A 24,684-nucleotide genomic window follows, 5' to 3' on the forward strand; every position below is an offset into this window, starting at 1 on the left:
TTACTATAATCACATAAAGAGCAGTATCTATTCAAAAGATACCGCTCTTTTTGTTTATTTTTGAATAATCATTAGGGTTGCGGTAGCATGCGCATAAATTTTATCATTTTCATCAATAATTTTGCCTTCAGTACTGACAATTGTCCGTCCAGCATTAATTAAGTGCCCAATGCCTCGATAGGTTTTTCCGACTTGCATGGGACGAATCATTTTAATATTCAAGTCTACAGTCGCAAAGCGATTGCCTTTTTCCATAATGGAGTGGGCAACACCGCCCGTTACGCTGTCTAGAACAGTGGCACAGAATCCACCATGCACGCCACCTTGTAAATTAATATGTTCTTCACCCGGTGTAACTTCATACACAACATATCCTTCTTGCACATCCACCAGTTTCATGGGAATGGTCTTGGCCATCGGTGCATGTGGAATTTCACCATTTTTAAGTGCATTAAGTGCTTCAATTCCTGAATATTGGTCAGTCAGCATTCCTTTATTCCTTGTCCTGTCTTTTTCGATTTATTGAAAAATAACATAATCTGGAAATTTATAAAATAAAATTTTGTATTGCAAAATATTTAAATCTTATCTGAGTATTTCGCTGTTTTTTATAGAAAAATAAGAAAGATAAAAATGATTTTATTCAGATATTTTTATTCATCATTAATTAAACGAGAAAATATGGCAGATTTTCAAAGATTAAATGACTCTGTTTAGATAGAGATGTATAAAATTTAATCAAAAAAAACGGATTGATGTGCTTTTTGTAGTAAATAGTAGGTATATGGAATATTATTTCGTTATACGAAATTATTTCTATGATGTGAAAAAATCACGCCGTTATAAATGTGAAATATTCATTTTAAAGATCACAAGAACATTGGAACTACTCTGCCAAATATTTAAAAATTTTAGCAGGGAATATAAAAGGAAGGATTAAACAATGCCAGATTATATTGCACCGCGTCGAGATATGAACTTTGTCTTAAATGAAGTGCTCAACATTGAAGAAACTTATTCTGGTTTTGAATATTACCAAGACAAAGTGTCGGCTGAATTATTTAATCAATATTTAGATGTCGCAGCAGATTTTTGCCAAAATGAAATTCTGCCCTTAAATGCAGTAGGGGATCGTCAAGGTTGTACTTTAAAAGATGGGATTGTGACTACACCAGACGGTTTTAAAGCAGCTTATAATAAATATGTTGAATTAGGTTTCCCATCCTTAACTGCACGTGAAGAATTTGGTGGTCAAGGTTTACCAAACTTACTTCGTACCGCAATTCAGGAAATGACTACGGCGTGTAACTGGGCATGGGGCATGTACCCAAGTTTATCGCATGGTGCTATGCGCACGATTAATCACCATGGGACAGAACAACAAAAACAAATTTATCTGCCGAAATTAATTAGCGGGCAATGGACAGGAACCATGTGCTTAACAGAAGCACAAGCAGGTTCAGACTTAGGGCAAGTTCGTACCAAGGCTGTACCAAATGAAGATGGCAGCTATGCGATTAGCGGTGAAAAAATCTTTATTTCTGCAGGCGATCATGATTTGGCAGAAAATATTGTGCATATTGTACTGGCTCGCTTGCCAAATGCACCTGAGGGTACACGCGGTATTTCTCTATTTATTGTGCCAAAATTTAATGTGGATGCAGAGGGTAATAAAGCCGATCGTAATAATGTGGTATGCAGTTCGCTTGAACATAAAATGGGCATTCATGGTAACGCGACCTGTGTTCTAAATTTTGATGCTGCGCGTGGCTATTTGATTGGTCCGGAGCATAAAGGTTTACTGTGTATGTTTACTTTTATGAACGCAGCGCGTTTAAGTACCGCAACCCAAGGTTTAGCCATTTCTGAGGCAAGTTATCAAGGTGCTTTGTCTTATGCCAAAGATCGCCTGGCTTTACGTGCGCTTGGTGGTGCAGAATTCCCTGAAAAAGCAGCCGATCCGATTATTGTCCATCCTGCAGTACGCAGTATGTTGCTGACCCAAAAAGCTTTTGCCGAAGGAGGCCGTATATTAACGTATTTAATTGCACATTGGGTCGATGTAGCTGGGGTAACTCAGGATGCTGCCGAAAAGAAAAAAATTGAAGATCTGCTCGCTTTATTAACTCCAATTGCCAAAGCTTTCTTAACGGAAATGGGCGTGGAGTGTTCTAAACACGGTATGCAAGTGTTTGGCGGTCATGGTTATATTTCTGAACATGGGATGGAACAGTTGGCGCGTGATATGCGTATTGCCTGTCTATACGAGGGCACTACCGAAATTCAGGCGATTGACTTGCTCGGTCGTAAAATTTTGAAATCAGAGGGTGTCCTTTTAAATAATTTCACCGATATGATTGAACATTTTATCGCAGAACATCAAAATCAGACGGGTATTCAACCCTTGTTAAACAAGTTGTCTGAATTATTGACAGAATGGAAAACTCTGACTGATTTTATTGCGGAAAAAGCCAAAACCAACCCTGACGAAACAGGTGCAGCCTCTGTCGATTATCTGTATTTCTCTGGCTATGTGACACTGGCTTATGTATGGGCTAAAGCGGCACAGGTTGCACAAAGTCAAATTGCAGCAGGCTCAGCAGATGAGTTTTATCAAGCAAAACTGGCGACTGCGCAATTTTATTACAGTAAATTGTTAAACCGAACTAAAACGCATGCCGCTAATATTTTAGAAGGCGGTAAAGTCGTGTTCAGCTTAGATCCTGAAGCATTTAAATTTGATTAATTTATTTATCAAATTGCATGAAAGAAGCGCCATTTAGGCGCTTCTTATTTATCTAAAATTTTTTAGTTGTTATTTAAGGTACTGGAAATATTATTGACCATATGAATTAAGCGCGGCCCGATCTCATTTTCCAGCTTTTCCTGATCCAACAAATAACTTGGCGCGCCACAGTTAAACACCAAAATGCCATGTTGCGGATGAATCAGCGGTACCGCTACCGAATTGACATCTTTGGCCCAGTCACCAATAGACAGACAATAACCATAATCTTGATAATCACGAACTGCACGTTCTAAATTACGCTTAATACTCGACCAACTGTCTTCATTTCTTTTTTTAATCGCATCAAATAAATAATGGCGCTCTTTCTCAACCATAGCAGCCAAACATGCCCGGCCCATCGCACTGCTATGAATAGGTAAAGTTGAGCCAATCGGACGACGCATGGTGAGTGTAGAATCTGTATGCACTACATTCAGATAGATCATGTTTAATCGGTCGCGTGTCGCCATCGCTACTGGTGCCTGTGCATATTTAGACATTTCCTCCATAAAAGGTTGTGCCTGAGTGCGTGCAGAGATATTGGACAGTGCTGAATAGCCTAATGCCAATACACCAACATCGAGTAAATATTTGGTGGTATTGGGCAATTGCTTTAAGTAGCCTAAAGAAACCAAGGTACTGGTAATACGTGCCACAGTCGGTTTAGGAAGATTGGTCAGATGTGCAATTTCCTGATTGCCTAGCAATTGATTGGTTGATGAAAAACAACGTAGGATTTCTAGCCCACGTGCAATTGAAGCAATAAATTGTGGATTGTTTTCGCGATGAATATGAGAAATGGGGTCTAAACGTATTTCATCAAAGTTGGAACTTTCACCTGATTTATTTTTTAATGTCATGATAGTGCAATCAAATAGGTAACTATAAAATATAATAACAACTAAATTTCACGATACAAAATAAATGTCTAATTATCTAGTTTTATTAAGATGAATGACCATCCATTTTTTAATATCTTTTATGAAATGAATGTTACATAAAATTAAGCGGCTGAATAACCACAGCCGCTTAATAAGATTTCAAGGCTTACTGAAAAGAATACTCAGCCTACGTTTTCAATCACCATGGCCAAGCCTTGGCCAACGCCAATGCATAAGCTGACTACAGCATATTTTTTTCCTGTACGCTGTAATTGGCGTGCAGTGGTTAATGCAAGACGTGCACCTGAAGCACCTAATGGATGACCGAGCGCAATGGCACCACCATTTGGATTGACACGTGGATCATCCGAATCAATCCCTAAGCCTTTTAAACAAGACAGCACTTGAGATGCGAAAGCTTCATTAATTTCAATGATATCCAAATCATCTAAAGTCAAACCGGCACGTGCAACCGCTTTTTTAATGGCTTCAATTGGACCTGCGCCCATAATACGCGGTTCAATACCTGCTGCTGCTGCAGACAAAATTCTAGCCATTGGCTTTAGGCCATATTTTTGCTGTACCGCTTCGCTACCAATCAGTACTGCAGCTGCACCATCATTAATGCCGGAAGCATTTCCTGCAGTAACCACACCACCTTCAAAAAGTGGTTTCAGTTTTTGCAATGCTTCGAAATTAGAACTCGGACGAGGGTGTTCATCTTCAACTACTGATTTTGGCGGTAATTTACGTCCTTGAGAAACTTCCACTGCGGTAATTTCATCTTCAAAAAAACCGCCCTGTTTCGCAGCTTCATATTTGGCTTGTGACGCTGCAGCAAATGCATCTGCCTGTTCACGGCTGATACCAAACTCTACCGCAACATTATCACCTGTTTCCGGCATGCTATGACCGCCAAATTGCTTGACAATCTGTGGGTTAGGGAAGCGTGAACCAATGGTGGTGTCATAAATTTTTGCTTCGCGGCTATAAGCAGATTCAGCTTTCGCCATCACGAAAGGCGCGCGTGTCATTGACTCGACACCACCGGCAATATACAAATCACCTTCACCACAAGTAATAGCGCGAGCAGAATCAATAATAGCGCCCAAGCCTGAAGCACATAAGCGGTTAACGGTTTGACCCGGAACGGTGACTGGTAATCCTGCCAAAAGGGCAGCATGACGTGCCACATTACGGCTGTCTTCACCGGCCTGATTGGTACTGCCAAAAATTACATCTTCTACATCTGCACCTGGAATGCCTGTTTTTTCAACCAGACGGCGAATCACTAAACCGGCTAAATCGTCCGGGCGAATTGTAGCTAAGCTACCTGCATGACGACCAAAAGGAGTACGTAATCCATCATAAATATAAGCGTTTAACATTTTTCTTTCCTTGAAGAATTTTGATATAAAAGTTTTAAGCGGTAAAAGTTAAAGATTGGTTAAGCTTGACACGACGTTGCAACCAAGGACTTGGGCGATAACGCGGGTCTGCGGTAATTTGAGTCATGCGCTCCAAAATAAGCAGGATTTTTGCAGGGCCGAGCACATCTCCCCAGCTAATTGGACCATGTGGATAGCCTAGCCCTAAGCGTACCGCAGCATTAATGTCATCGACTGTGGCAACCCCTTGCTGGGCAATATCACAGGCTAAATTAATCACCATCGCAATCACGCGCTGTGCAACAAAACCGACACTTTCCTGAATCACGGTGACGCTATTACCATCCAGATTGAAAATGGAATGTGCTGTCTGGCTCAATTTTTCTTGGGTAATCAGACTTGGCATTAAAGTACGATGAGCATTTAAACCATTAATTAAGTCGATAGCGACAGTACGTGTAGGATCGAGGTTTAGGCGCTGGATGCTTGAGCTGGTATCTTCACCATAACTTGCCACTAAAATCAGACTGTCCGCGGCCGGATAATCTTGCGTATCGATTTTAATTTGATGCGTATTTAGATAGTCGGTTAATGCCTGACGGTCTGCTTCAAAATCTGCCGCAATCCAGACGGCAGGGTATTCAGCCAATTTTTCAACTCGAATTGCCGGCTGTTCATCTAGTTTTTGTCCCGCTGGATAACGGTAAAAACCTTGACCCGTTTTACGCCCCAGTTGTTTGGCAATCAGCATTTGTTTAGTGAGTACATTGGGACGGTAACGTGGTTCTTGATAATATTGCTCATAAACCGATTCCATCACTGGATGCGACACATCCAAACCGGTTAAATCCAGCAGCTCGAAAGGTCCCATTTTAAAGCCAAGATTTTGTTTTAAAATTCGATCAATTTCATGAATACTGGCGACATTTTCATTAAGAATTTTTAAAGATTCGGTGCCGTAAGCGCGACCGGCATGATTGATAATAAATCCGGGTGTATCTTTTGCAACCACAGGTCGATGTCCCATTTTATAAGACAAATCGACTAAGGTACTGACAATCTCGGGTTGAGTACGGATGCCGGGAATCACTTCCACTACTTTCATGAGAGGTACTGGATTAAAGAAGTGATAACCTGCGATACGTTCAGGATGTTGGCTTTGCGATGCAATTGCAGTAATGGAAAGTGACGAAGTGTTCGAAGCAATAATGGTATTTTCCGGGACCAATGCTTCTAGCTGCTTGATCAGTTCTTGCTTAACTGAAAGATTTTCAACAATTGCTTCAATAACAAGATCACAGTTTTTAAGTTCATCTAAACTTTGTGCGATCACTAAATTAGCTAAGGCATGCTGAGCAGAATCTGCAGTGATTTTATTTTTTTCGACCAGTTTATTTAAAGTTGCTTGTAGTTTTTCGGCTGCTGTTTGGGCAGCACCTGCATTAGCATCATATAAATACACGTGATGATTGGACTGCAGGGCAATTTGGGTAATTCCTGTACCCATGATGCCGGAACCGATAATGCCAATCGTGGCAATTTGAATGGACATAAAAGCTTTCCCTAAATAATTTATTTGCCTTGATATTGCGGATGACGTTTTTCAATAAAGGCTTGCATACCTTCTTTTTGATCTTGGGTATCGAACAGCAACTGGAAGGATTTTCGTTCCAAGCTTAAACCGGCATTCAACGGTACATCTTCAGACATTAACGCCACTTCCTTAATTTGCTCAAGGGCAATAGGCGGTAGACGTGCAATGGTTTTTGCCATTTTGATGGCAGTACTGATCGTTTCACTATCTGGTACAACCTGTGACGCCAAACCAATTTGATATGCTTCCTGTGCAGAAACCAGGCAACCCGTCAGAATCATGCGCATGGCGTGAAATTTTCCAACTGCACGGAATAAGCGTTGTGTGCCGCCAGCACCGGGCATCACGCCAACCTTGACTTCGGGTTGACCAAACTGTGCAGATTCACCGGCAATAATAATGTCGGCATGCATGGCCAACTCACAGCCGCCGCCCAAGGCATAACCATTTACTGCAGCAATCACCGGTTTTGGATAATGCGCAATGGCTTGCCAGTAACGTTCGGTATGACGCAAATACATTTCTGCTGTCTGTGCCGAAGCCAATTCTTTTAAATCTGCACCGGCAGCAAAGACTGACTCACCGCCGGTAAGAATCACGACACGGATTTCATCATTTAAAGCCAGTTCAGAGAAGATCTGTGCAAGATGTTTGCGAACTTCTGTATTAAGCGCATTTTTCGCTTCAGGACGGTCGATTTTAACGATCGCAATATGATCTTCGATACACTCCATTGTCACTGTATGTTTCATTACCACTCCATTAATTTCGTAATGCGAAATTTTATTTTCATTTAAATTAATCCTATTCCTACCTAAACTCAATATCTTTTATACAAAAATATTTATTTTGTATTTCCCCTTGCTGTTTTTATTCTTTTGTGGTTATTTATTTCGTATTGCGAAATTAAAAAAAGGTAAAGGAATTTACCGTAAAAATGAACAAAGGGAGTAAACCATGATCCGTGATCCGGAAATGCTGGAACAGCTTTTAGACACCATCCGAAATTTTGTTAAAAATGAACTGGTGCCTTTAGAACACGAGGTGGAGGAAAGCAACGCCATTCCTGAACATATCGTCAGCCAGATGAAAGCGCTGGGTCTGTTTGGCCTGACCATTCCGGAGGAATATGGCGGCCTCGGCATCACCATGGAAGAAGAAATTCTGGTGGCGCTGGAACTGGGCCAGACCTCGGCCGCTTTCCGTTCCCTGATTGGTACCAATAACGGCATTGGCTCCAGCGGGATCCTGATCGATGGCACAGACGCGCAAAAGCAGAAATATCTGCCGCGTTATGCCAGCGGGGAATATATCGGGTCCTTCTGTTTAACTGAACCGGATTCAGGTTCAGATGCGGCCGCGTTAAAAACCTCAGCGGTTAAAGACGGTGACTATTATATTTTAAACGGCACCAAGCGCTTTATTACCAATGCCCCGCGTGCGACCACCTTTACCGTGATGGCACGTACCAATCCCGAGATTAAAGGCGCGGGCGGCATTTCTGCATTTCTGGTTGAAGCCGGCACCCCGGGGCTGTCTTTGGGCAAGATTGACAAAAAAATGGGCCAGCATGGCTCGTATACCTGTGACGTGATTTTTGATCATTGCCGCGTGCATCAGGATCAGCTGATTGGCGGGCAGGAAGGCATTGGCTTTAAAACTGCGATGCGCGTACTGGATAAAGGCCGTTTGCATATTGCCGGCTACAGTGTTGGCATGGCAGAACGCATGCTGGAAGATGCGCTGCATTATGCGGTAGAACGGAAACAGTTTGGTCAGCCGATTGCCAACTTCCAGCTGATCCAGGGCATGCTGGCCGATTCCAAGGCTGAAATCTACGCGGCAAAATGTATGGTGCTGGATGCGGCTCGACTGCGCGATGCCGGCCAGAATGTGACTGTCGAAGCCTCGTGCGCGAAAATGTTTGCAACGGAAATGTGTGGCCGTGTCGCAGATCGCTGCTTACAAATTCATGGCGGTGCGGGCTATATCAGTGAATATTCAATTGAACGTTTTTACCGCGATGTACGTCTGTTCCGCTTATATGAAGGCACCACTCAAATTCAGCAGATTATTATTGCCCGTGAAATGATTAAACAAGCCACCGCTTAAATAGAACAACTATATTTTTGGACTAGACAACATGACTTCAAAAACCAGATTCAACTGGCAAGATCCATTTTTAATCGAGCAGCAACTCACAGAAGAGGAGCGCATGATTCGTGATTCTGCCCAGGCCTATTGCCAGGGTAAATTGTTGCCGCGTGTCCTGGAACAGTTCCGCCATGAACAAACCGATGCTTCCATTTTCCGTGAGATGGGTGAGCTGGGCCTGTTGGGTCCCACCATTCCGGAACAGTATGGCGGTGCAGGGCTGAACTATGTCAGTTATGGCCTGGTGGCACGTGAAATTGAATATGTCGATTCGGGTTACCGTTCCATGGCCAGTGTACAAAGCTCGCTGGTGATGGTGCCAATTAATGAATTTGGCTCGGAAGAACAGAAACAGAAGTATTTACCCAAACTGGCCACTGGGGAATATATCGGCTGTTTCGGCTTGACCGAGCCGGATCATGGTTCTGACCCGGGCAGCATGATTAGCCGGGCCAAAAAGGTCGAGGGCGGTTACCGTTTAACTGGTGCAAAAATGTGGATCACCAACAGTCCGATTGCCGATGTGTTTGTGGTCTGGGCCAAAGAGGTTTCAAAAGAAGGTAATGTCGGCGAGATCCGCGGCTTTATTCTGGAAAAAGGCTGGGAAGGGCTGTCTGCACCGGCGATTCACGGCAAGGTCGGCTTGCGTGCCTCGATTACTGGTGAAATCGTGATGGATAACGTGTTTGTACCTGAAGAAAATGCCTTCCCGGAAATTCGCGGCCTGCGTGGTCCGTTTACCTGCCTGAACAGTGCCCGATACGGCATTGCCTGGGGCGCGATGGGGGCGGCTGAATTCTGCTGGCATACTGCCCATCAATACACCATGGACCGTAAACAGTTTGGCCGTCCACTGGCGGCCAACCAGCTGATCCAGAAGAAACTGGCGGATATGCAAACTGAAATTGCACTGGGTTTACAGGTTGCCTTACGTTTTGGCCGGATGAAAGATGAAGGCATTGCATCGGTTGAAGGGACTTCACTGATCAAACGCAACAACTGCGGCAAGGCGCTGGATATTGCCCGACTGGCGCGTGACATGCTCGGGGGCAACGGCATCAGTGATGAGTTTGGGGTGGCCCGTCATCTGGTCAATCTGGAAGTAGTCAATACCTATGAAGGCACCCATGACGTGCATGCCCTGATTCTGGGTCGTGCACAAACGGGTATCGCTGCGTTCGGTAATTAATGTAAAAAAAATAAGCCAGTAAATTTTTACTGGCTTATTTTTAATTGTATTTTTTAGCAAAACTAAAAATCAATATTGATAATTTTATTTCGCCATAAGAAATAAAGTTTTATTATTATTGTTTTTTGGATTTAAAAATGGTTTATTAATATCATATTTAACAGGCTATTTAAAATTGGGACACAGCTGAATCAAGTGTTTCATTAATGCTTAAATAGTCCATAAATTTTTAAAAGATTTGTAGAGCACAGGAGTGCTTGAAGAATAATAGGGAACATCTAATGACAGTAAGTTCAGAACAGGTCCTATTAGGCAATAACGATACACCGAAAAAGAAAATATGGATTCTGGCATTTCTTTTTTCTTTTTTAGCATTACTGGTGGATGGTGCAGATATTGCGTTCCTTTCCTATAGCTTGACCAGTTTAAAACAGGAATTTTCATTAACCAGTATTCAAGCGGGCGCTTTAGGCAGCTGGACTCTTGCCGGCATGGCGATTGGTGGTTTCTTCGGTGGATGGGCCTGTGATAGATTTGGTCGCGTACGCGTCATTGTTATCGCAATTGCCTTATTCTCGTTACTTACCTGCTGGCTCGGTTTTGCAGAAAGCTATGAGCAATTTAAATGGCTGCGTTTTATTTCCGCAATTGGATTAGGCGCACTTTACATTGCCTGTAATACCTTAATGGCAGAATATGTTCCAACTAAATACCGCTCTACTATATTGGCAGGCTTGATGACTGGATGGACTTTAGGTTCTGTGGTCGCAACCCTTTTAGCAGGCTGGCTATTGCCAGAGTTTGGCTGGAGATATTTATATTACATTTCCATCATTCCAATCGTTCTTGCAGTGGCTATGTATTTCTTGGTGCCTGAACCGCAAGCCTGGGTTGAGTCTCGTCGTAAACGTCTGGCTGCACAAGCAAGTGGAATCGTTGAAGAAAAACCTAAAAATACGTTCAAAATGATCTTTCAAGATACTCTCAGCCGCCGCATGTTCATCTTATGGTCATTCAGTACAGCATTCTTACAATTCGGTTATTACGGTGTCAGTAACTGGTTGCCAGCATATTTAGAGTCAGATCTAGGAATTAAGTTCAAAGAAATGACAACTTATATGATTGGCACATTCCTGATCATGATGTGTACTAAAGTCATTGCAGGCATCATTGCCGATAAAATAGGCCGCCGCGCGGTATTTACTTTCGGTACGGTTGGTACAGCTATTTTTATTCCCATCATCGTGTTTGGTAATACACCTGACAATATCTTATGGCTGATGTTGTTCTTCGGTTTCTTATATGGCATTCCATACGGTATTAACGCGACATACATGACTGAAAGTTTTTCGACCAAGGTTCGTGGTACGGCAGTCGGAGGAGCTTATAACGTCGGTCGTTTAGGCGCGGTATTGGCACCCCTTACGATTGGTTATTTTGCGCAGGGCGGTTCAATTGGTACAGGCTTGCTCATTATGGGTGTGGCTTATTTCTTGTGTGGTGTAATTCCTGCCATCTTTATTAAAGATCGTTTATTCGATCCACAAAAAGCAGACTAATTTAATTCTTCAAACGTATATACAGTGTTAGGGAACAGCATGATTAATAAAGTCACAACGGATATTGAGACAGTACTTAAGTCAATACCAGATGGTGCACGCATTATGACCAGCGGTTTTGGCTTGGCAGGACAGCCTATCGAGCTGATTGAAGCGCTGATTGATTTTGGTCCGAAAGATTTAACCATCATTAATAATAATGCAGCTTCGGGTGATCGTGGTTTAACCAATCTGCTACTGTCTGGTTTGGTTAAAAAAATGATTTGTTCGTTTCCTAAAGCCAACAATTCCACTGTTTTTGAGGATTTATATAAAGCCGGAAAAGTTGAGTTGGACCTGGTTCCGCAAGGCAATCTGGCTTGCCGGATTCAGGCTGCAGGTGCTGGCTTAGGGGCAATTTTCACGCCAACCGGGTATGGCACCAAAATTGCGGAAGGCAAGGAAACGCGCTGTATTGAGGGTAAAAATTACGTGCTGGAATATCCAATTTATGCTGATTATGCCTTGATTTATGCCCATCAGGCCGATCGCTGGGGTAATTTGGTTTATCGAAAGGCAGCTCGAAACTTTGGTCCACTCATGGCCAAAGCAGCTAAAACCACAATTGCTCAAGTACATGAAGTGCTTGAATTAGGCCAGTTAGATCCAGAAGTGATTGTGACACCGGGCATTTTCGTTCAGCACGTAGTTAAAGTTGGAGATATTAAATGACCATCCAAAAACGCAGCCGTGAACAAATTGTAGAACGCGTTGCCCAGGATATTGCGCCGGGTTCATATGTCAATTTGGGTATTGGCTTGCCAACCAAAGTTGCAGGTTATTTAAAACCTGAAAATGAAATTATCTTGCATTCAGAAAATGGAGTTTTAGGTTTCGGTGCTTTAACTTCTCCAGAACATGCAGATGATGACTTGATCAATGCCGGTAAGGAGTTAATTAGCATGTTGGGTGGTGGCAGTTTCATGCATTCGGCAGACTCGTTTGACATCATGCGTGGTGGTCATTTAGACATCTGTATTTTGGGCGCTTTTCAGGTCGCTGTGAATGGCGATCTGGCCAACTGGCATACCGGTTCTGCCGATACTGTTCCTGCTGTGGGCGGCGCAATGGACTTGGCAGTAGGCGCACGCTGTGTCTATGTGTGTATGGAACATCTGACCAAAAATAATCAACCTAAAATTGTGAATGAACTGACTTATCCTTTAACTGGTGCAAATTGTGTGAACCGGATTTATACCGACTTGTGCATTATTGATTTAAAAGACAATCAAGCCTTCGTGACAGAAATTGTAGAAGGTTTGAGTTTTGAAGAACTACAGCAAAAAACTGGTTGTGTCTTGATTGATACGAGAACCGCAGCATAAATTTATTTTCAAACCATTGATTTGATTTATTAGGGAAAATAATGAAAAAATTAATTTTAGCCGCAGCTTGCGCTGCGGTGACAGGGATTTCTTTTGCCGAAACTTCGACAACAGAGCAGCGTATTAATTTGTTGGAAGCGGAATTACAGCGTTTAAAACAGGAAGTATCTGCCCAGAAAAATACCAATATTCAATTGGTTCAGCAGCAAGAACAATTCAATACGGAGCTTAAATCTGCAGCGCAAAAAAATAGCGGCAGTTGGACAGACAATGTGGATGTTTATGGGATTTTGCGTTTAGATGGTGCCATAGACTTTAAAGATACCACGGCTGCGCGTGGCCGAACTTCAAATCAAATTAATAAAGTACCGTTTGATGCCGCTCAAGGTAAGCGCTCTGACTTCACCATTGCAGCCTCGCGTATTGGCTTTGATATTAAAAATCTGGCAGGTCGTGAAGATGTTAAAGCTAAACTGGAAGCCGATTTCTGGGTTGACAATGGTAAAGGCGATGGCAAACTTAGAATCCGTAATGCCTATGTAAATTTTGATGACTGGTTATTCGGTCAAACCTGGTCATTGATGTCAAATATGGAAACCATGACTGAAAGTATTGACTACACCCAGTTTTTAGGGGTTTCCACTACACGCTTGCCGCAAGTACGTCGTGATTTCAATTTTAATGCAGCAAATAAATTACAGTTAGCTTTGGAATATGCAAGCGATCGCACCTCTGAACTACCGGCATTAACTGCAAAATATATTTACAAGAACCAGGCCGTATTATTGATGGGCCAAGGGTTTATCAATGAAAAGCGCGCTGAAGTGGATAATCGTGATATTGATAAATTGAGCTGGGGCGTGGGGTTAGGTGCACGCTATAAAATTACTCCAAAACAGTCTGTTCAAGCCAATTATTACCATGTCAAAGGTGATCAGAAATTTGTGTCTTACACCACACAAGGCTCGAGTAGTGATGGTGCAGCAATGGGAGGGGATTATTCTGTAGATTTGAACAATAACTCACTTTTGCAGAATGAGTTTGACAGTTTGACGCTAGGCTACTCGCATAAATTCAATGATCAATGGCGTGGCAATATTGCGACCTCTCTGATGAAATTTGAAGATGATAGTGCATATGCAAAAGCAAATATCACCAATAACAAACAACTAACCGATCATGCTATTAATCTGATTTATACCCCACGTCCTTATGTCGATTTGGGCGTGGAATATCATCTGGGGGAGCGTAAAAGTTTTGAAGGGAAAACGGCAGACATTTCAAGGGTAAACCTGTCTGCACAATATAAATTTTAATCGTTAATTTGAAACATCGGACGGAAAGCACAGATCTCATGAGTCAATCTTTATTTAGCCGAAGCTTTATTTTAATTATGGCGATCACTTGTGGGGTTTGTGCCGGTTCCAACTATTATAACCAGCCGCTGATTTATGCCATGGCTAAATCCCTTGGAGTAACGGTTGAACAGTCAGCCGTAACGATTGTGATTAGCCAGTTTGCCTATGCTTTAGGGCTGATTGTCCTGATTCCTTTGGGAGATAAATATTCCAAACGTAAAATCATTATTAGTTTAATGGTGATCTGCGGATTGGCCCAAATTTGTATTTCTTTTTCGCAACAATTGTGGAGTCTGTATTTTTTTACCTTTATTGCCACGACCTTCTCAATTGCCTCTCAAGTTTTAATTCCTTTCATTTCCAGCATTGTTGAATCAGAAAAAATGTCGGAAATTATTGGCACACTGATGAGTGGACTATTTTTAGGGATTTTACTGGCACGTTCCTATGCCGGAATTATTACCACTATCGCAGATTGGCACCTGGTTTATCTCAGCAGTGGATTACTCATTATATTGTTAGCTGTAGTGATGTATTTTAAATTACCTGTTCCTGCAGCATCGAATCAGAATCTAAAACTCATGCAGATTTATAAATCGATGTTCAGTATAGCCATGCATTCGCCACAACTCATCCGTCGGAGTTGTGTAGGTGCCACGGCGTTTGCATCCATGATTCTTGCCTTAAGTACCATGGCTTTTGTGTTGGCTAATCCACCTTATGCATTCTCGGAACTTTATATTGGCTTTTTTGGATTTGTCGGAGCTGCTGGGGTATTCGCAACAAAATGGGCAGGTAAGCAAATTGATCAGGCCAAAGAAAAACTTGTGGCAGTACTAGGCTGTGCTCTGCTTATCGTTCAATGGTTAATGCTATATTTCGCACAACATTCACTCATGGCATATGTTTTTGGCTTGCTCTGCGGCTATTCGGCACTTTCGATGATACACGTGCTAAATCAGAGTTTGATTTTACGTTCAGCCGATGAAACGCGCTCAAGACAACATTCCATTTATATGTTTATCTATTTTATGGGGGCTGCTGTTGGTTCCATGGCCGGATTATATGCCTGGTATCATTGGGGATGGACCGGTTGCTGTATCGTAGGTTTAGCTTTTAGCTTAATGACCGTGTTTTTTGATGTATTAGACCGTAAACACATGCAGGCTTCAGCCGTATAAGCACAGCTGTATAAGCCGCTTATAAAAAAAGGAATCTTACGATTCCTTTTTTGTTTTTCTGAAAATTTTCTATCGCTGCTGAATCACTTTTTTGTTTTTAAATTCCTCAATTTCATCCGTGCTTAAAAACTGGCTCAAGATGGCATCGGTATCTTCACCTAAACATGGTGGCGCTTTCTTATACTCCACAGGCGTTTTGGAAAGTTTAATCGGTGAACCAATAGAGGTGTAATCTTCGCGCAAAGTATGCGGCATCTGAATCACCATCTCACGGGCAAGTACCTGTTCTTCTTCCAAAGTCTGTTTTAAATCATTAATCATGCCCACCGGTACTTTCACCGCATGAATCAGATCTACCCAGGTTTTTGCCGGTCGAGTATAGAAATGAGCTTGTAGAACTGTGGTCAGTTCTTCCCGATGTGTAACACGCCCAGAATTTTTCAAGAAGCGAGGATCTTCTGCCACCTCAGCCAAACCAACGGCCTGACACAAAGCTTGAAATTGCAGGTCATTACCACAGGCAATAATAAATTCACCTTCCTGGGCTTTAAACACCTGATAGGGCACAATATTAGCATGTGCATTTCCGAAGCGACCCGGTACTTTGCCTGAAGTCAGATAATTCATGGCTAAAACAGATAAAGAGGCCACCTGCGTATCCAGCAGCGCCATATCAATATGCTGACCTTCACCAGTTTTTTCCCGAAACAGTAAGGCAGCTTGGATGGCAATCGCAGAATATAAACCGGTGGTCAGGTCGGCAAAGGCCAAACCGGCTTTTTGCGGGCCACCGCCTGGCAGGTCATCACGTTCACCCGTGACGCTCATCATGCCACCCATACCTTGCACAATAAAATCATAACCCGGTTCATGCGCGCGTGGCCCATGTTGTCCAAAACCGGTAATCGAACAATATACCAATCGTGAATTCAATTGACTCAGGTTTTCGTAATCCAGACCATACTTTTTTAAAGACCCGGCTTTATAATTTTCAATCACCACATCACTTTGCTGGGCAATTTTTTTAATAATGCTTTGGCCTTCAGGTGTAGATAAATCGACCGCAACAGAGTGTTTGCCGCGATTGGTAGAGAGATAATAAGCTGACTCATGCGTGTCTTCGTGCTTATCATTTTTTAACCAAGGTGGTCCCCAGATGCGCGTGTCATCGCCATGATCCGGTTTTTCAATTTTAATCACTTCTGCACCTAAATCAGCCAAAATTTGACTGCACCAAGGGCCGGCTAAAATACGGCTTAAGTCCAATACGCGAAAGCCTGTTAAAGCACCCATTGTTACGCTCCCTGTCTTATCTTATTCAATGTTATTTAATTTTCAATAATCATATAAAAACTATATTAAAACGACTTAATAATCAACTTTACGGTAATTTATTTCGTATGACAAAATTATTTATCGAATTTTATTGAAAATTCACGATATCTTGATTACCCTAAATCAGCTTTAGAGTAATTATTCAAATCAAGATGGGATCAAGACCATCGCTAAAGAATCATTAGAAAAACAGGAGCTGTGAGTGAACGATCTGAACTATGGATATATACATAGTAAAAAAGCATTCATCCAGATAATGGTTGAGTTATATGCAAACTGGACAATAAACACGGGATAGGGAACAACAAGGATATTAACCCATGACGGATTTAATGAGAGCGTTAGAAAAAATTAAGCCCACCACCAAAAGGACACAGCAAATTGCTTTTGTATTTGCTTTTTTAGCCTTATTGGTCGATGGCGCAGACATGCTGTTGCTGTCTTTTAGTTTAAACAGTCTGAAAGCTGAATTTGGTTTGACCAATTTGCAGGCAGGAACGCTTGGAAGTTTTACCCTTGGTGGTATGGCTATCGGTGGTTTTATTGGAGGATGGGCCTGCGACCGCTTAGGTCGTGTTCGTACTGTGGTCATTTCTATTCTTATTTTTTCAATTTTAACCGCAGCACTGGGCTTTACCCAAAATTTTGAACAATTCGCGATATTACGCTTTCTGTCGGCATTCGGTATTGGTTCTCTTTATATTGCAGCAAATACATTGATGGCGGAGTATGTCCCAACAGAATACAGAACCACGGTATTAGGAACATTACAAGCGGGATGGACCGTGGGTTATATTGTGGCAACCTTGCTTGCTGGATGGATTATTCCAGACTACGGCTGGCGTATGCTGTTCTTTGTCGCGATTATTCCGTCTGTTATGGCCATTTTTATCCAGAAACTGGTGCCAGAACCAGAATCTTGGCAGCGTGCAAGGCTAGAGCGTTTATATGCACCGACACAAACGACTCAAAAGCAGGAAGTTAAAAAGAGTACGGCAAAAGAAATTTTTGCAGACCCCCAAAATCGCAGAATGTTCATTCTATGGATTTTTACGGCAGGTTTTTTACAGTTTGGCTACTATGGCGTAAACAACTGGATGCCAGCTTATTTAGAATCTGAATTACATATGAACTTTAAATCTATGGCTGGTTATATGATAGGTACTTATGTCGCCATGATTTTCGGTAAAATTTTGGCGGGTTTTGCCGCAGACCGCCTAGGACGACGCTTTGTATTTGCGTTTGGCGCCATTGGAACGGCGATCTTTTTACCCATCATTGTGTTATTTAATACGCCGGACAATATTGCCTATTTGCTGATTTTCTTCGGTTTCCTTTATGGTATTCCTTATGCCATCAATGCTACTTATATGACTGAAAGTTTCGCGACTTCTATTCGCGGTACTGCGGTCGGTGGTGCATATAATGCCGGACGTATTGGCGCTATGTTCGCACCTGCGATTATCGGTGCTGCTGCAAGTGGCGGATCAATTGGCCTCGGTTTCTTGATTATGGGTGGTGCTTATTTCCTATGTGGTGCGGTATCCGGGATCTTTATCAAAGACCGTCAATATGACCCACAAAAGGCATAATAAAAGCTATAAAGAAGAAAAATGAGCTTTTATAGGCTCATTTTTTACTGTACGCTTTTTACTTTTGATCTACAGTTTCATTCTCGATTTTAATATTTTTTAGCCCATTATTAACTTTATTTAAAAGGTAAATTAAAGTTATCACACGGCATCACATTTAGACCATATGATTAAAATTAGGAGCAACCGAATAAAATTCTTATAGTTTCTATAGCGTTTAGCATTCGAGGAAGATATTCAAATAATGCTGTTTAGCCAATTTGTTAGAGTTATTATGAATAAACTTTACCTAAGTAGGTACTAGATTAGAAACCTTTTTCTAAGATTTTTTTAAAATAAAAAAGCTTTTTTATGATTTATTAGCCTTAATAATAAAAAGATTATAGAAATATCTATAATTCTTATTTGAAAAAAGTAAATGCTATAAGCAGTTGGGATATAAAGATAATTATAAAACAAATTTTTGAAAAGAATTCAAATGAGAATTGATTAAGCTTGAAGTAGAGGGGGTTGCCTCAAATAACAATATTGATAATATTCCTATTTTTGATATCTTTAAATTTTACTAAGAATTCAAAATCATGAAAAAGATAGTGTTACTAGGCTTTATGATTTCCTCACTTGCAGCCTGTTCAACTGTACACAACACAGATACTGTTGCACCAAAATTAGGTACAGCTAATCCTGCGAGTGAATATTGTATTAACCAAGGTGGAAAATTAGAAATCAAAAATGAGACGAACGGTCAGGTAGGTTATTGCCATTTGCCAAATAGTCAAGTTATTGAAGAGTGGAAATATTTCCGAGATAGTTCAAAAGAATGCTTAGCAGAAGAAGCGAAAGTTTTGGTAGGGCAAACGGGTTTAACGGATGCTCAGATTAAACAAAAAACTCAATCTGAATTTATTCGTAGAATAGCGCCTGGACAGCCAGTAACTATGGATTACCGTGCAAATCGAATTACAGTGACGATTGATCCAGTTACTAAGAAAATTACCCAAGCCAACTGTGGTTAATTTTTCTTAAAATAAAGTTATTGAAGTAAAAAGAAGAACTTAAAAGCTCATCGAAAGACGGGCTTTTTTTATAACTAAATGTGAACAATCAGCTAACAAATGCAGTGAATATTTTTGAAATTCTTCGGGTGTATATTATTTAATGAATAAGTTTGCTGGAGCAATAAAAAATGAAAAGTGCCATTAATTTTCAGATGTTGCAGCAAGTTTATAACTTTATTGCTGAGAAACCGAACTTTAAAACCAAGGGAGAGTTAGATCTATTATTAGAATTTTTTTCAGAAATACAGCAAGATCAAAAATCGGAGATAAGGCTAGATTCACCTTCTAAAATTATTGGTAAATTTGGCAGCCGACAAATAATCAATATTAATTTAGCGCCTCCTATACGGCATAAAAATGAGTTTCTGGCATGGGTATATAAACAATTACATCGATAAGGATTTAATTTATTTTAACAATATCCCTTTAATCATTTCAAATGACAAGAGGAAGCTTCCTTAGCAAGGGGGAGCTTCTTTAGTTCAGTTATTCGAAGATAGAGAAAAAATAAATCAAGTAGATAAATTCGACTAATTTACCAATTAAGTAGATTTTATTTTGCCTAAAATTCTATTTTTTTAAAAAAATTTAAATGCGCTAATTTCTACGTAAATGATTTTATCTCCATGCCTATGAATACTTTGATGAAATTGAGTGTCGGAAGCGACTTGGTGAAGATTACAGATATAATTAATAATATAAAACAAATACTTATGATTTATTATCATGCCTTTATAATTTTGTATTTGGGTTGTAATTGTATTTTTGGTAATCAATGGTGACCAAAATGACTGTATCCACTTCGCTATTAACATTTGAAGAATTATTTACTGAACTTCACAATGCTATTGCTAAACGAGAGCAAAACCCCGTTCGGTTGAAAAAACCTTTAGATTCTATCGAGAAGGGTGCAATTTTAGAATTGGAAGAATACTGCCGAAAACACGCTTTTAATTTTCAAACTCATTTAGAGGGCGAGAATACATTTGTGATTACTGTGGAGTATTAATTTAATGCAATTTTTAAGAGAGTTATGTTGTTGGCACGCGTATGAGTATGAACAGGATGACACGGGCAAGATGATCAAAGTGTGCCGAAAATGTGGAAAAAACCTAGACAAAATATGATTTTCTCCCGCTATAGCCGAATCTGCTACGGCCCATAAACCCCGCCACATACGAGTTATGGGCGGTTTTTTCTTTTCTTATGTAAGGATCAGTATGGGTTAAGTTCGCAGATGAAATTGTATTCATTCATCATGATAAGTTATAGAGCCTACTCCATAATATAAGGCATTAGAATGAAAATTATTGCTAGAGATCGAAATACAGGTGAACTGATAGAACTCGATGCTGAAGAAGATACGAGCATGGGGACTTTAAATTATTTTTATCATGATCAAGAGGGAAATTATTTGCGTTCCTCTAAACATCCCTATGGCAAAATGCCTAGACATTCGGTGATGCCTAATATGCGTTTTGCTTTGGGTCAGAGATTAATCTTAATTATAGAAATAATAGAATAATAACCAGCCTCCTGCGGGAGGTTTTTTAGGGGTAAATTTTATGAATAGACCATATCTACCCATTAATCTAAATGCTCAAGAGAACGAAGCATACCTCATAAAATTGTACGAGTACTTAGATTTGAAAGGGTGAGCAATTAATCTACTCCTCAAACCTGAATTTTCGCTATATATTCATGATAAGGATCACTTAACTGAGTTAATAGGCTCCGATGAATCATTGCTTGGGAAATCGTTCCTGTTAGCCGAATTCATCTCATGTCTGACTCGACTGATCCGATCATAGATCACTTTACGCAGTCGGTTCACTGCTCCGAGGGGTTTATGTTCAGGTAAAGAGTGCCATGGGGTGAAAGAAAGATTTTCACAAAATTTATTCTGATCAGGTGTATCAAAAACCTGCTCAGGAATACGAATAGTTGCGACCTGATAAAAGGGTGCCTGCGTTTCTTTCCATTCGGTCATTGAATCTTCGATGGGTAACATATCTGATGTTCTGGGTTGTACCAGAAACTCCATACAGGCATCGCCCTTTTGCAGGCTATTTCGTAGGGCATCTCGCAGAAAATCATGACTCGGTTTTTCTGGTATGGGGTCTGTTACTGTCGAGCAAGCCCTAGCAGAATATTTTACCGCACGACGATCAGAACCTAGTCCTAGCTGGTAAGGAACCATAGACCAATATCGGGTTTGCAGGGGATTTGAAATTCGGGTATTGAGGTTTAAGGCAATCAGAGTTCCTTTAGCACCCAGTGCGAAAGGAATATGCAGCTTTCTAAAAAAATTATCGCTATTTATATCTTGCATCAATGCCATATAGCGCTCAGGATCATTAGCGAAGAATACTGGATGATTGATCATAATGAAGTCTTGTGTGGTGGCCTCATCCTCTAAGAGTTTTTCTCCCGGTACACCTAAAATTTTGATTGCCATCCCTCTTGCATCTCTTTTAATGTCTGCTTTCGTTGCATCACGGGAACCATTCGAGAAACGAATCCATGCCTGATAGGTTTTACCCGGAATAAAAATCCCCTGTGCAAGATAATGAGGAAGCGTTTCCCTCACATGAAACTCTGCTCGTACACATCCATGAGCTTTCGGATGTGCATCACGAAGGGCCGTGCCCGCGGAATATTGTTTACGGATCGATTTTTCAATTACCTCCGAGATTTTTTCGGCTATTGCCGCTTCATGAGGATACAGATTTTCACTTAGACCAGGATCAATGCTGGGATAAGCAATACGATTAGGAGTGTTCAGCGTTGTAAGAGTGGGATTTTGAGGTTGCGTAGCAGAGCAACCGCTGATCATCACCACTAGAGGTGCCAGAGTGAACAGTAGGGTAAAGTGTATCGGCCGGATTATAGTTGGCATCGATTTTCTCCTTGCTGCAACGATAACAGCAAAATTATATTATTTTTTTGCGCTCAGAATTTTAAAAGCCTTGAGCTTATTTAATACACTAAATGACTATAATATCTATGACATTTTTTTGACTCATTTAGCCACAATGTACGATATGAATAGAAACTAACTTTATAGATATCTTGCAAGATACCTTTTTGGGATTTATAAAAAAGTACCCTACTAATAAAAGCAGCTCCGATGTCCTGTCAGGGCTTCTTTATATACGGTTTGCTATAACTCTTGTCACCCACTTACTTTCTACTCAATACTTATAATTATTGTTTTATGTTTTTTGGACTTCTTATTTCTTATTAGAATAAGAATATGAAACATAAATTGAGAAAGATATGCCTATTCTGATTGTTGCAAGTTAAAACTTAGATTTTCCACTTAATTCGTATTATTTAAATTATTGATCGCTCACTTGTAGTGACTCATCTATATAAGAGAAGAAATCTTCATATTTGCAGGTAGTCGCTTACAAAAAAGAAATTTTCGATATTATTTATTGCTCATATTTTAAAACGAACTTCGCATTAGAGAAATTGAAAAATCACATAATAATTATAATAAGATAATTCGGGACTTACGGAAATGCAAAGCGTAAAAGAGAGGCTACCCTATTAAGCTTTATCAGTTTAGAAAAGGCTATAGGGTATTCATTTTTGACTCAGGCAATAAATTATAAATAGAGAAAAATTAGTTAAAACCATCCTGATATTAGGCGATAATTTTGTATAAACGAGAGGAATAAACTCTAAAACTTATTATTTATAGATACCTCAAACACACAATTAAATAACTCAAACGTTATATTTTATACAATTTTGGACATGAACAATTGTCTTTTTAGCCCTAAGTTTAAAGAAGCATCATTTATTACCAAAATATCCGCCGTAAAATTTAAAAAAATTTATTTAGCCTGAAATATGTCATTTAAAACTCAAATAGTAGAGGAAATCATTATGCGTGCTCTAACTTATCATGGTACTCGCGATGTTCGAGTCGAGTCTGTTCCAGATCCAGTGATTCAGGAACCTGATGATGTCATTTTGCGGGTCACTGCGACGGCTATCTGTGGTTCAGACCTGCATCTTTATCGCGGTAAAATTCCTGCAACTGAAGAAGGGGATATCTTCGGGCATGAATTTATGGGAATTGTCGAAGAAGTAGGGCCGCAGGTCACCGAAGTCAAAAAAGGTGATCGAGTGATTATTCCATTTGTTATTGCCTGTGGTCACTGTTTTTTCTGCGAACATGATTTGACTGCAGCGTGTGAAAAGACCAACACAGGGCGAGGAGCTATTTTAAATAAGAAACAGATTCCCCCAGGTGCAGCACTGTTTGGATATAGTCATTTATATGGAGGTATACCGGGTGGACAGGCGGAGTATGTACGGGTGCCAAAGGGAAATGTAGGACCTTTTAAGGTACCAGGCTCATTATCCGATGAAAAAGTATTATTCCTGACAGATATTTTACCCACTGCCTGGCAAGCGGTGACCAATGCAAATATTGGTAAAGGTTCCAGCGTCGCCATTTATGGAGCAGGTCCTGTGGGGTTGCTATCCGCTGCATGTGCACAAATGTTAGGTGCTGAACAGATCTTTATGGTCGATCATAATCATTATCGCTTGGAGTATGCTCGCAACACCTATGGGGCAATTCCTGTAAATTTTGACAAGGTCGATGCGGCTGAATTTATTATCAGTAATACTGCTGGTCAACGCGGTGTAGATGCAGTTATTGATGCGATTGGTTTTGAAGCCAAAGGAAGCATGATTGAAACTGTGCTGACCAATCTTAAAATTGAAGGTTCAAGCGGGGCAGCACTACGTCAATGTATAGCCGCGGTGCGTCGTGGTGGTGTGGTGAGTGTTCCGGGTGTGTATGCAGGTCCCATTCACGGATTTCTGTTTGGAGATGCCTTTGATAAAGGTCTTACTTTCAAAATGGGTCAAACGCATGTGCATAAATTCTTGCCTCAACTTTTAGAGTATATTGAAAACGGCGACTTATCGCCCGAAGTCATTATCACTCATCGTCTGAATTTGTCAGAAGCGGCTGAAGGTTATCGTATCTTTGATAAACGTGAACAGGAATGCCGTAAAGTGATCTTAACGCCTTAATTTGACACCCTCATAGCTGCATTAAGATTCTTAAATGAATCATATAAAAGTAAATTATCTTCAACAGTAGTGTCATTCTAAATGGCGCTACTGTTTTGCTTTAAGAGTTTCATATCATTACTATACAAAATTACTATAATTCAAATAATTAACCCATTTAAGATTGATTGAAATGTAACAGA

General features: G+C 40.7%; 21 protein-coding genes. 14 read left to right on the forward strand and 7 right to left on the reverse strand.

Translation table 11 applies throughout. The annotated features are described in order from the left end of the window. Window positions 1-54: 54 nt before the first annotated feature. Complete coding sequence (locus tag AC3CAU_RS00835) at window positions 55-489, reverse strand: PaaI family thioesterase (RefSeq protein WP_447053062.1); 435 nt, start codon at window positions 487-489, stop codon at window positions 55-57. A gap of 454 nt (window positions 490-943) precedes the next feature. Between AC3CAU_RS00835 and AC3CAU_RS00840 the strand changes: the two genes are divergently transcribed. Beyond that, complete coding sequence (locus tag AC3CAU_RS00840; protein ID WP_447053063.1) at window positions 944-2,746, forward strand: acyl-CoA dehydrogenase C-terminal domain-containing protein; 1,803 nt, start codon at window positions 944-946, stop codon at window positions 2,744-2,746. Window positions 2,747-2,808: 62 nt separating this feature from the next. On the opposite strand, the gene AC3CAU_RS00845 is transcribed toward AC3CAU_RS00840, so the two are convergent. The 4 genes from AC3CAU_RS00845 to AC3CAU_RS00860 all read right to left on the reverse strand — a co-directional run bounded on the left by AC3CAU_RS00845 (window position 2,809) and on the right by AC3CAU_RS00860 (window position 7,403). Continuing rightward, window positions 2,809-3,648 (reverse strand): IclR family transcriptional regulator, encoded by an 840-nt coding sequence (locus tag AC3CAU_RS00845; protein ID WP_447053064.1) that lies wholly within the window; start codon window positions 3,646-3,648, stop codon window positions 2,809-2,811. 203 nt (window positions 3,649-3,851) lie between these two features. Then, on the reverse strand, window positions 3,852-5,057 hold the full coding sequence (locus tag AC3CAU_RS00850; protein WP_447053065.1) for a 3-oxoadipyl-CoA thiolase: 1,206 nt from the start codon (window positions 5,055-5,057) through the stop codon (window positions 3,852-3,854). A gap of 34 nt (window positions 5,058-5,091) precedes the next feature. Then, complete coding sequence (locus tag AC3CAU_RS00855) at window positions 5,092-6,609, reverse strand: 3-hydroxyacyl-CoA dehydrogenase (RefSeq protein ID WP_447053066.1); 1,518 nt, start codon at window positions 6,607-6,609, stop codon at window positions 5,092-5,094. 20 nt (window positions 6,610-6,629) lie between these two features. Continuing rightward, the gene (locus tag AC3CAU_RS00860) at window positions 6,630-7,403 is read right to left on the reverse strand and encodes an enoyl-CoA hydratase (RefSeq protein WP_447053067.1); all 774 of its coding nucleotides are present in this window, start codon (window positions 7,401-7,403) and stop codon (window positions 6,630-6,632) included. A gap of 205 nt (window positions 7,404-7,608) precedes the next feature. Between AC3CAU_RS00860 and AC3CAU_RS00865 the strand changes: the two genes are divergently transcribed. The 7 genes from AC3CAU_RS00865 to AC3CAU_RS00895 all read left to right on the forward strand — a co-directional run bounded on the left by AC3CAU_RS00865 (window position 7,609) and on the right by AC3CAU_RS00895 (window position 15,456). Further along, window positions 7,609-8,763, forward strand: coding sequence for an acyl-CoA dehydrogenase family protein (locus AC3CAU_RS00865; protein ID WP_447053068.1), 1,155 nt, complete (start codon window positions 7,609-7,611; stop codon window positions 8,761-8,763). A 31-nt stretch (window positions 8,764-8,794) separates the two neighbouring features. Continuing rightward, complete coding sequence (locus tag AC3CAU_RS00870; protein WP_447054378.1) at window positions 8,795-9,994, forward strand: acyl-CoA dehydrogenase; 1,200 nt, start codon at window positions 8,795-8,797, stop codon at window positions 9,992-9,994. 281 nt (window positions 9,995-10,275) lie between these two features. Then, entirely contained in the window at window positions 10,276-11,553 is a 1,278-nt protein-coding gene (locus tag AC3CAU_RS00875; RefSeq protein ID WP_447053070.1) for an MFS transporter, read from the forward strand. 39 nt (window positions 11,554-11,592) lie between these two features. Then, window positions 11,593-12,264: a 3-oxoacid CoA-transferase subunit A gene (locus AC3CAU_RS00880; protein ID WP_131215413.1), complete on the forward strand. Its 672-nt coding sequence runs from the start codon at window positions 11,593-11,595 to the stop codon at window positions 12,262-12,264. Then, window positions 12,261-12,917: a 3-oxoacid CoA-transferase subunit B gene (locus tag AC3CAU_RS00885; protein ID WP_424621046.1), complete on the forward strand. Its 657-nt coding sequence runs from the start codon at window positions 12,261-12,263 to the stop codon at window positions 12,915-12,917. Before AC3CAU_RS00880 ends, AC3CAU_RS00885 begins: the two co-directional genes overlap by 4 nt. A 41-nt stretch (window positions 12,918-12,958) precedes the next feature. Continuing rightward, window positions 12,959-14,233, forward strand: a complete 1,275-nt coding sequence (locus AC3CAU_RS00890; RefSeq protein ID WP_447053071.1) for a DcaP family trimeric outer membrane transporter — start codon at window positions 12,959-12,961, stop codon at window positions 14,231-14,233. Between the two features lie 38 nt (window positions 14,234-14,271). Then, the gene (locus AC3CAU_RS00895) at window positions 14,272-15,456 is read left to right on the forward strand and encodes an MFS transporter (RefSeq protein WP_447053072.1); all 1,185 of its coding nucleotides are present in this window, start codon (window positions 14,272-14,274) and stop codon (window positions 15,454-15,456) included. A 69-nt stretch (window positions 15,457-15,525) separates the two neighbouring features. On the opposite strand, the gene AC3CAU_RS00900 is transcribed toward AC3CAU_RS00895, so the two are convergent. Then, a complete protein-coding gene (locus AC3CAU_RS00900) occupies window positions 15,526-16,749 on the reverse strand; it encodes a CaiB/BaiF CoA transferase family protein (RefSeq protein WP_447053073.1) in 1,224 nt (407 codons plus the stop codon). 362 nt (window positions 16,750-17,111) lie between these two features. Between AC3CAU_RS00900 and AC3CAU_RS00905 the strand changes: the two genes are divergently transcribed. From AC3CAU_RS00905 to AC3CAU_RS00925, 5 genes are all read left to right on the forward strand, one after another. Beyond that, the gene (locus AC3CAU_RS00905; protein WP_447053074.1) at window positions 17,112-18,383 is read left to right on the forward strand and encodes an MFS transporter; all 1,272 of its coding nucleotides are present in this window, start codon (window positions 17,112-17,114) and stop codon (window positions 18,381-18,383) included. Window positions 18,384-18,964: 581 nt separating this feature from the next. After that, window positions 18,965-19,399, forward strand: a complete 435-nt coding sequence (locus AC3CAU_RS00910; protein ID WP_447053075.1) for an I78 family peptidase inhibitor — start codon at window positions 18,965-18,967, stop codon at window positions 19,397-19,399. 170 nt (window positions 19,400-19,569) lie between these two features. Continuing rightward, entirely contained in the window at window positions 19,570-19,839 is a 270-nt protein-coding gene (locus AC3CAU_RS00915; protein ID WP_131215398.1) for a hypothetical protein, read from the forward strand. A 389-nt stretch (window positions 19,840-20,228) separates the two neighbouring features. Continuing rightward, entirely contained in the window at window positions 20,229-20,450 is a 222-nt protein-coding gene (locus AC3CAU_RS00920) for a hypothetical protein (RefSeq protein ID WP_447053076.1), read from the forward strand. Between the two features lie 291 nt (window positions 20,451-20,741). Then, window positions 20,742-20,966, forward strand: coding sequence for a hypothetical protein (locus AC3CAU_RS00925; RefSeq protein ID WP_447053077.1), 225 nt, complete (start codon window positions 20,742-20,744; stop codon window positions 20,964-20,966). 186 nt (window positions 20,967-21,152) lie between these two features. Here AC3CAU_RS00925 and AC3CAU_RS00930 read toward each other — a convergent pair whose 3' ends face one another. Beyond that, a complete protein-coding gene (locus AC3CAU_RS00930; RefSeq protein ID WP_447053078.1) occupies window positions 21,153-22,340 on the reverse strand; it encodes a catalase family protein in 1,188 nt (395 codons plus the stop codon). A gap of 998 nt (window positions 22,341-23,338) precedes the next feature. Between AC3CAU_RS00930 and AC3CAU_RS00935 the strand changes: the two genes are divergently transcribed. Beyond that, window positions 23,339-24,502: a zinc-dependent alcohol dehydrogenase gene (locus AC3CAU_RS00935; protein ID WP_131215389.1), complete on the forward strand. Its 1,164-nt coding sequence runs from the start codon at window positions 23,339-23,341 to the stop codon at window positions 24,500-24,502. The last annotated feature ends 182 nt before the right edge of the window (window positions 24,503-24,684 follow it).

It is taken from the genome of Acinetobacter sp. GG23, assembly GCF_057766365.1.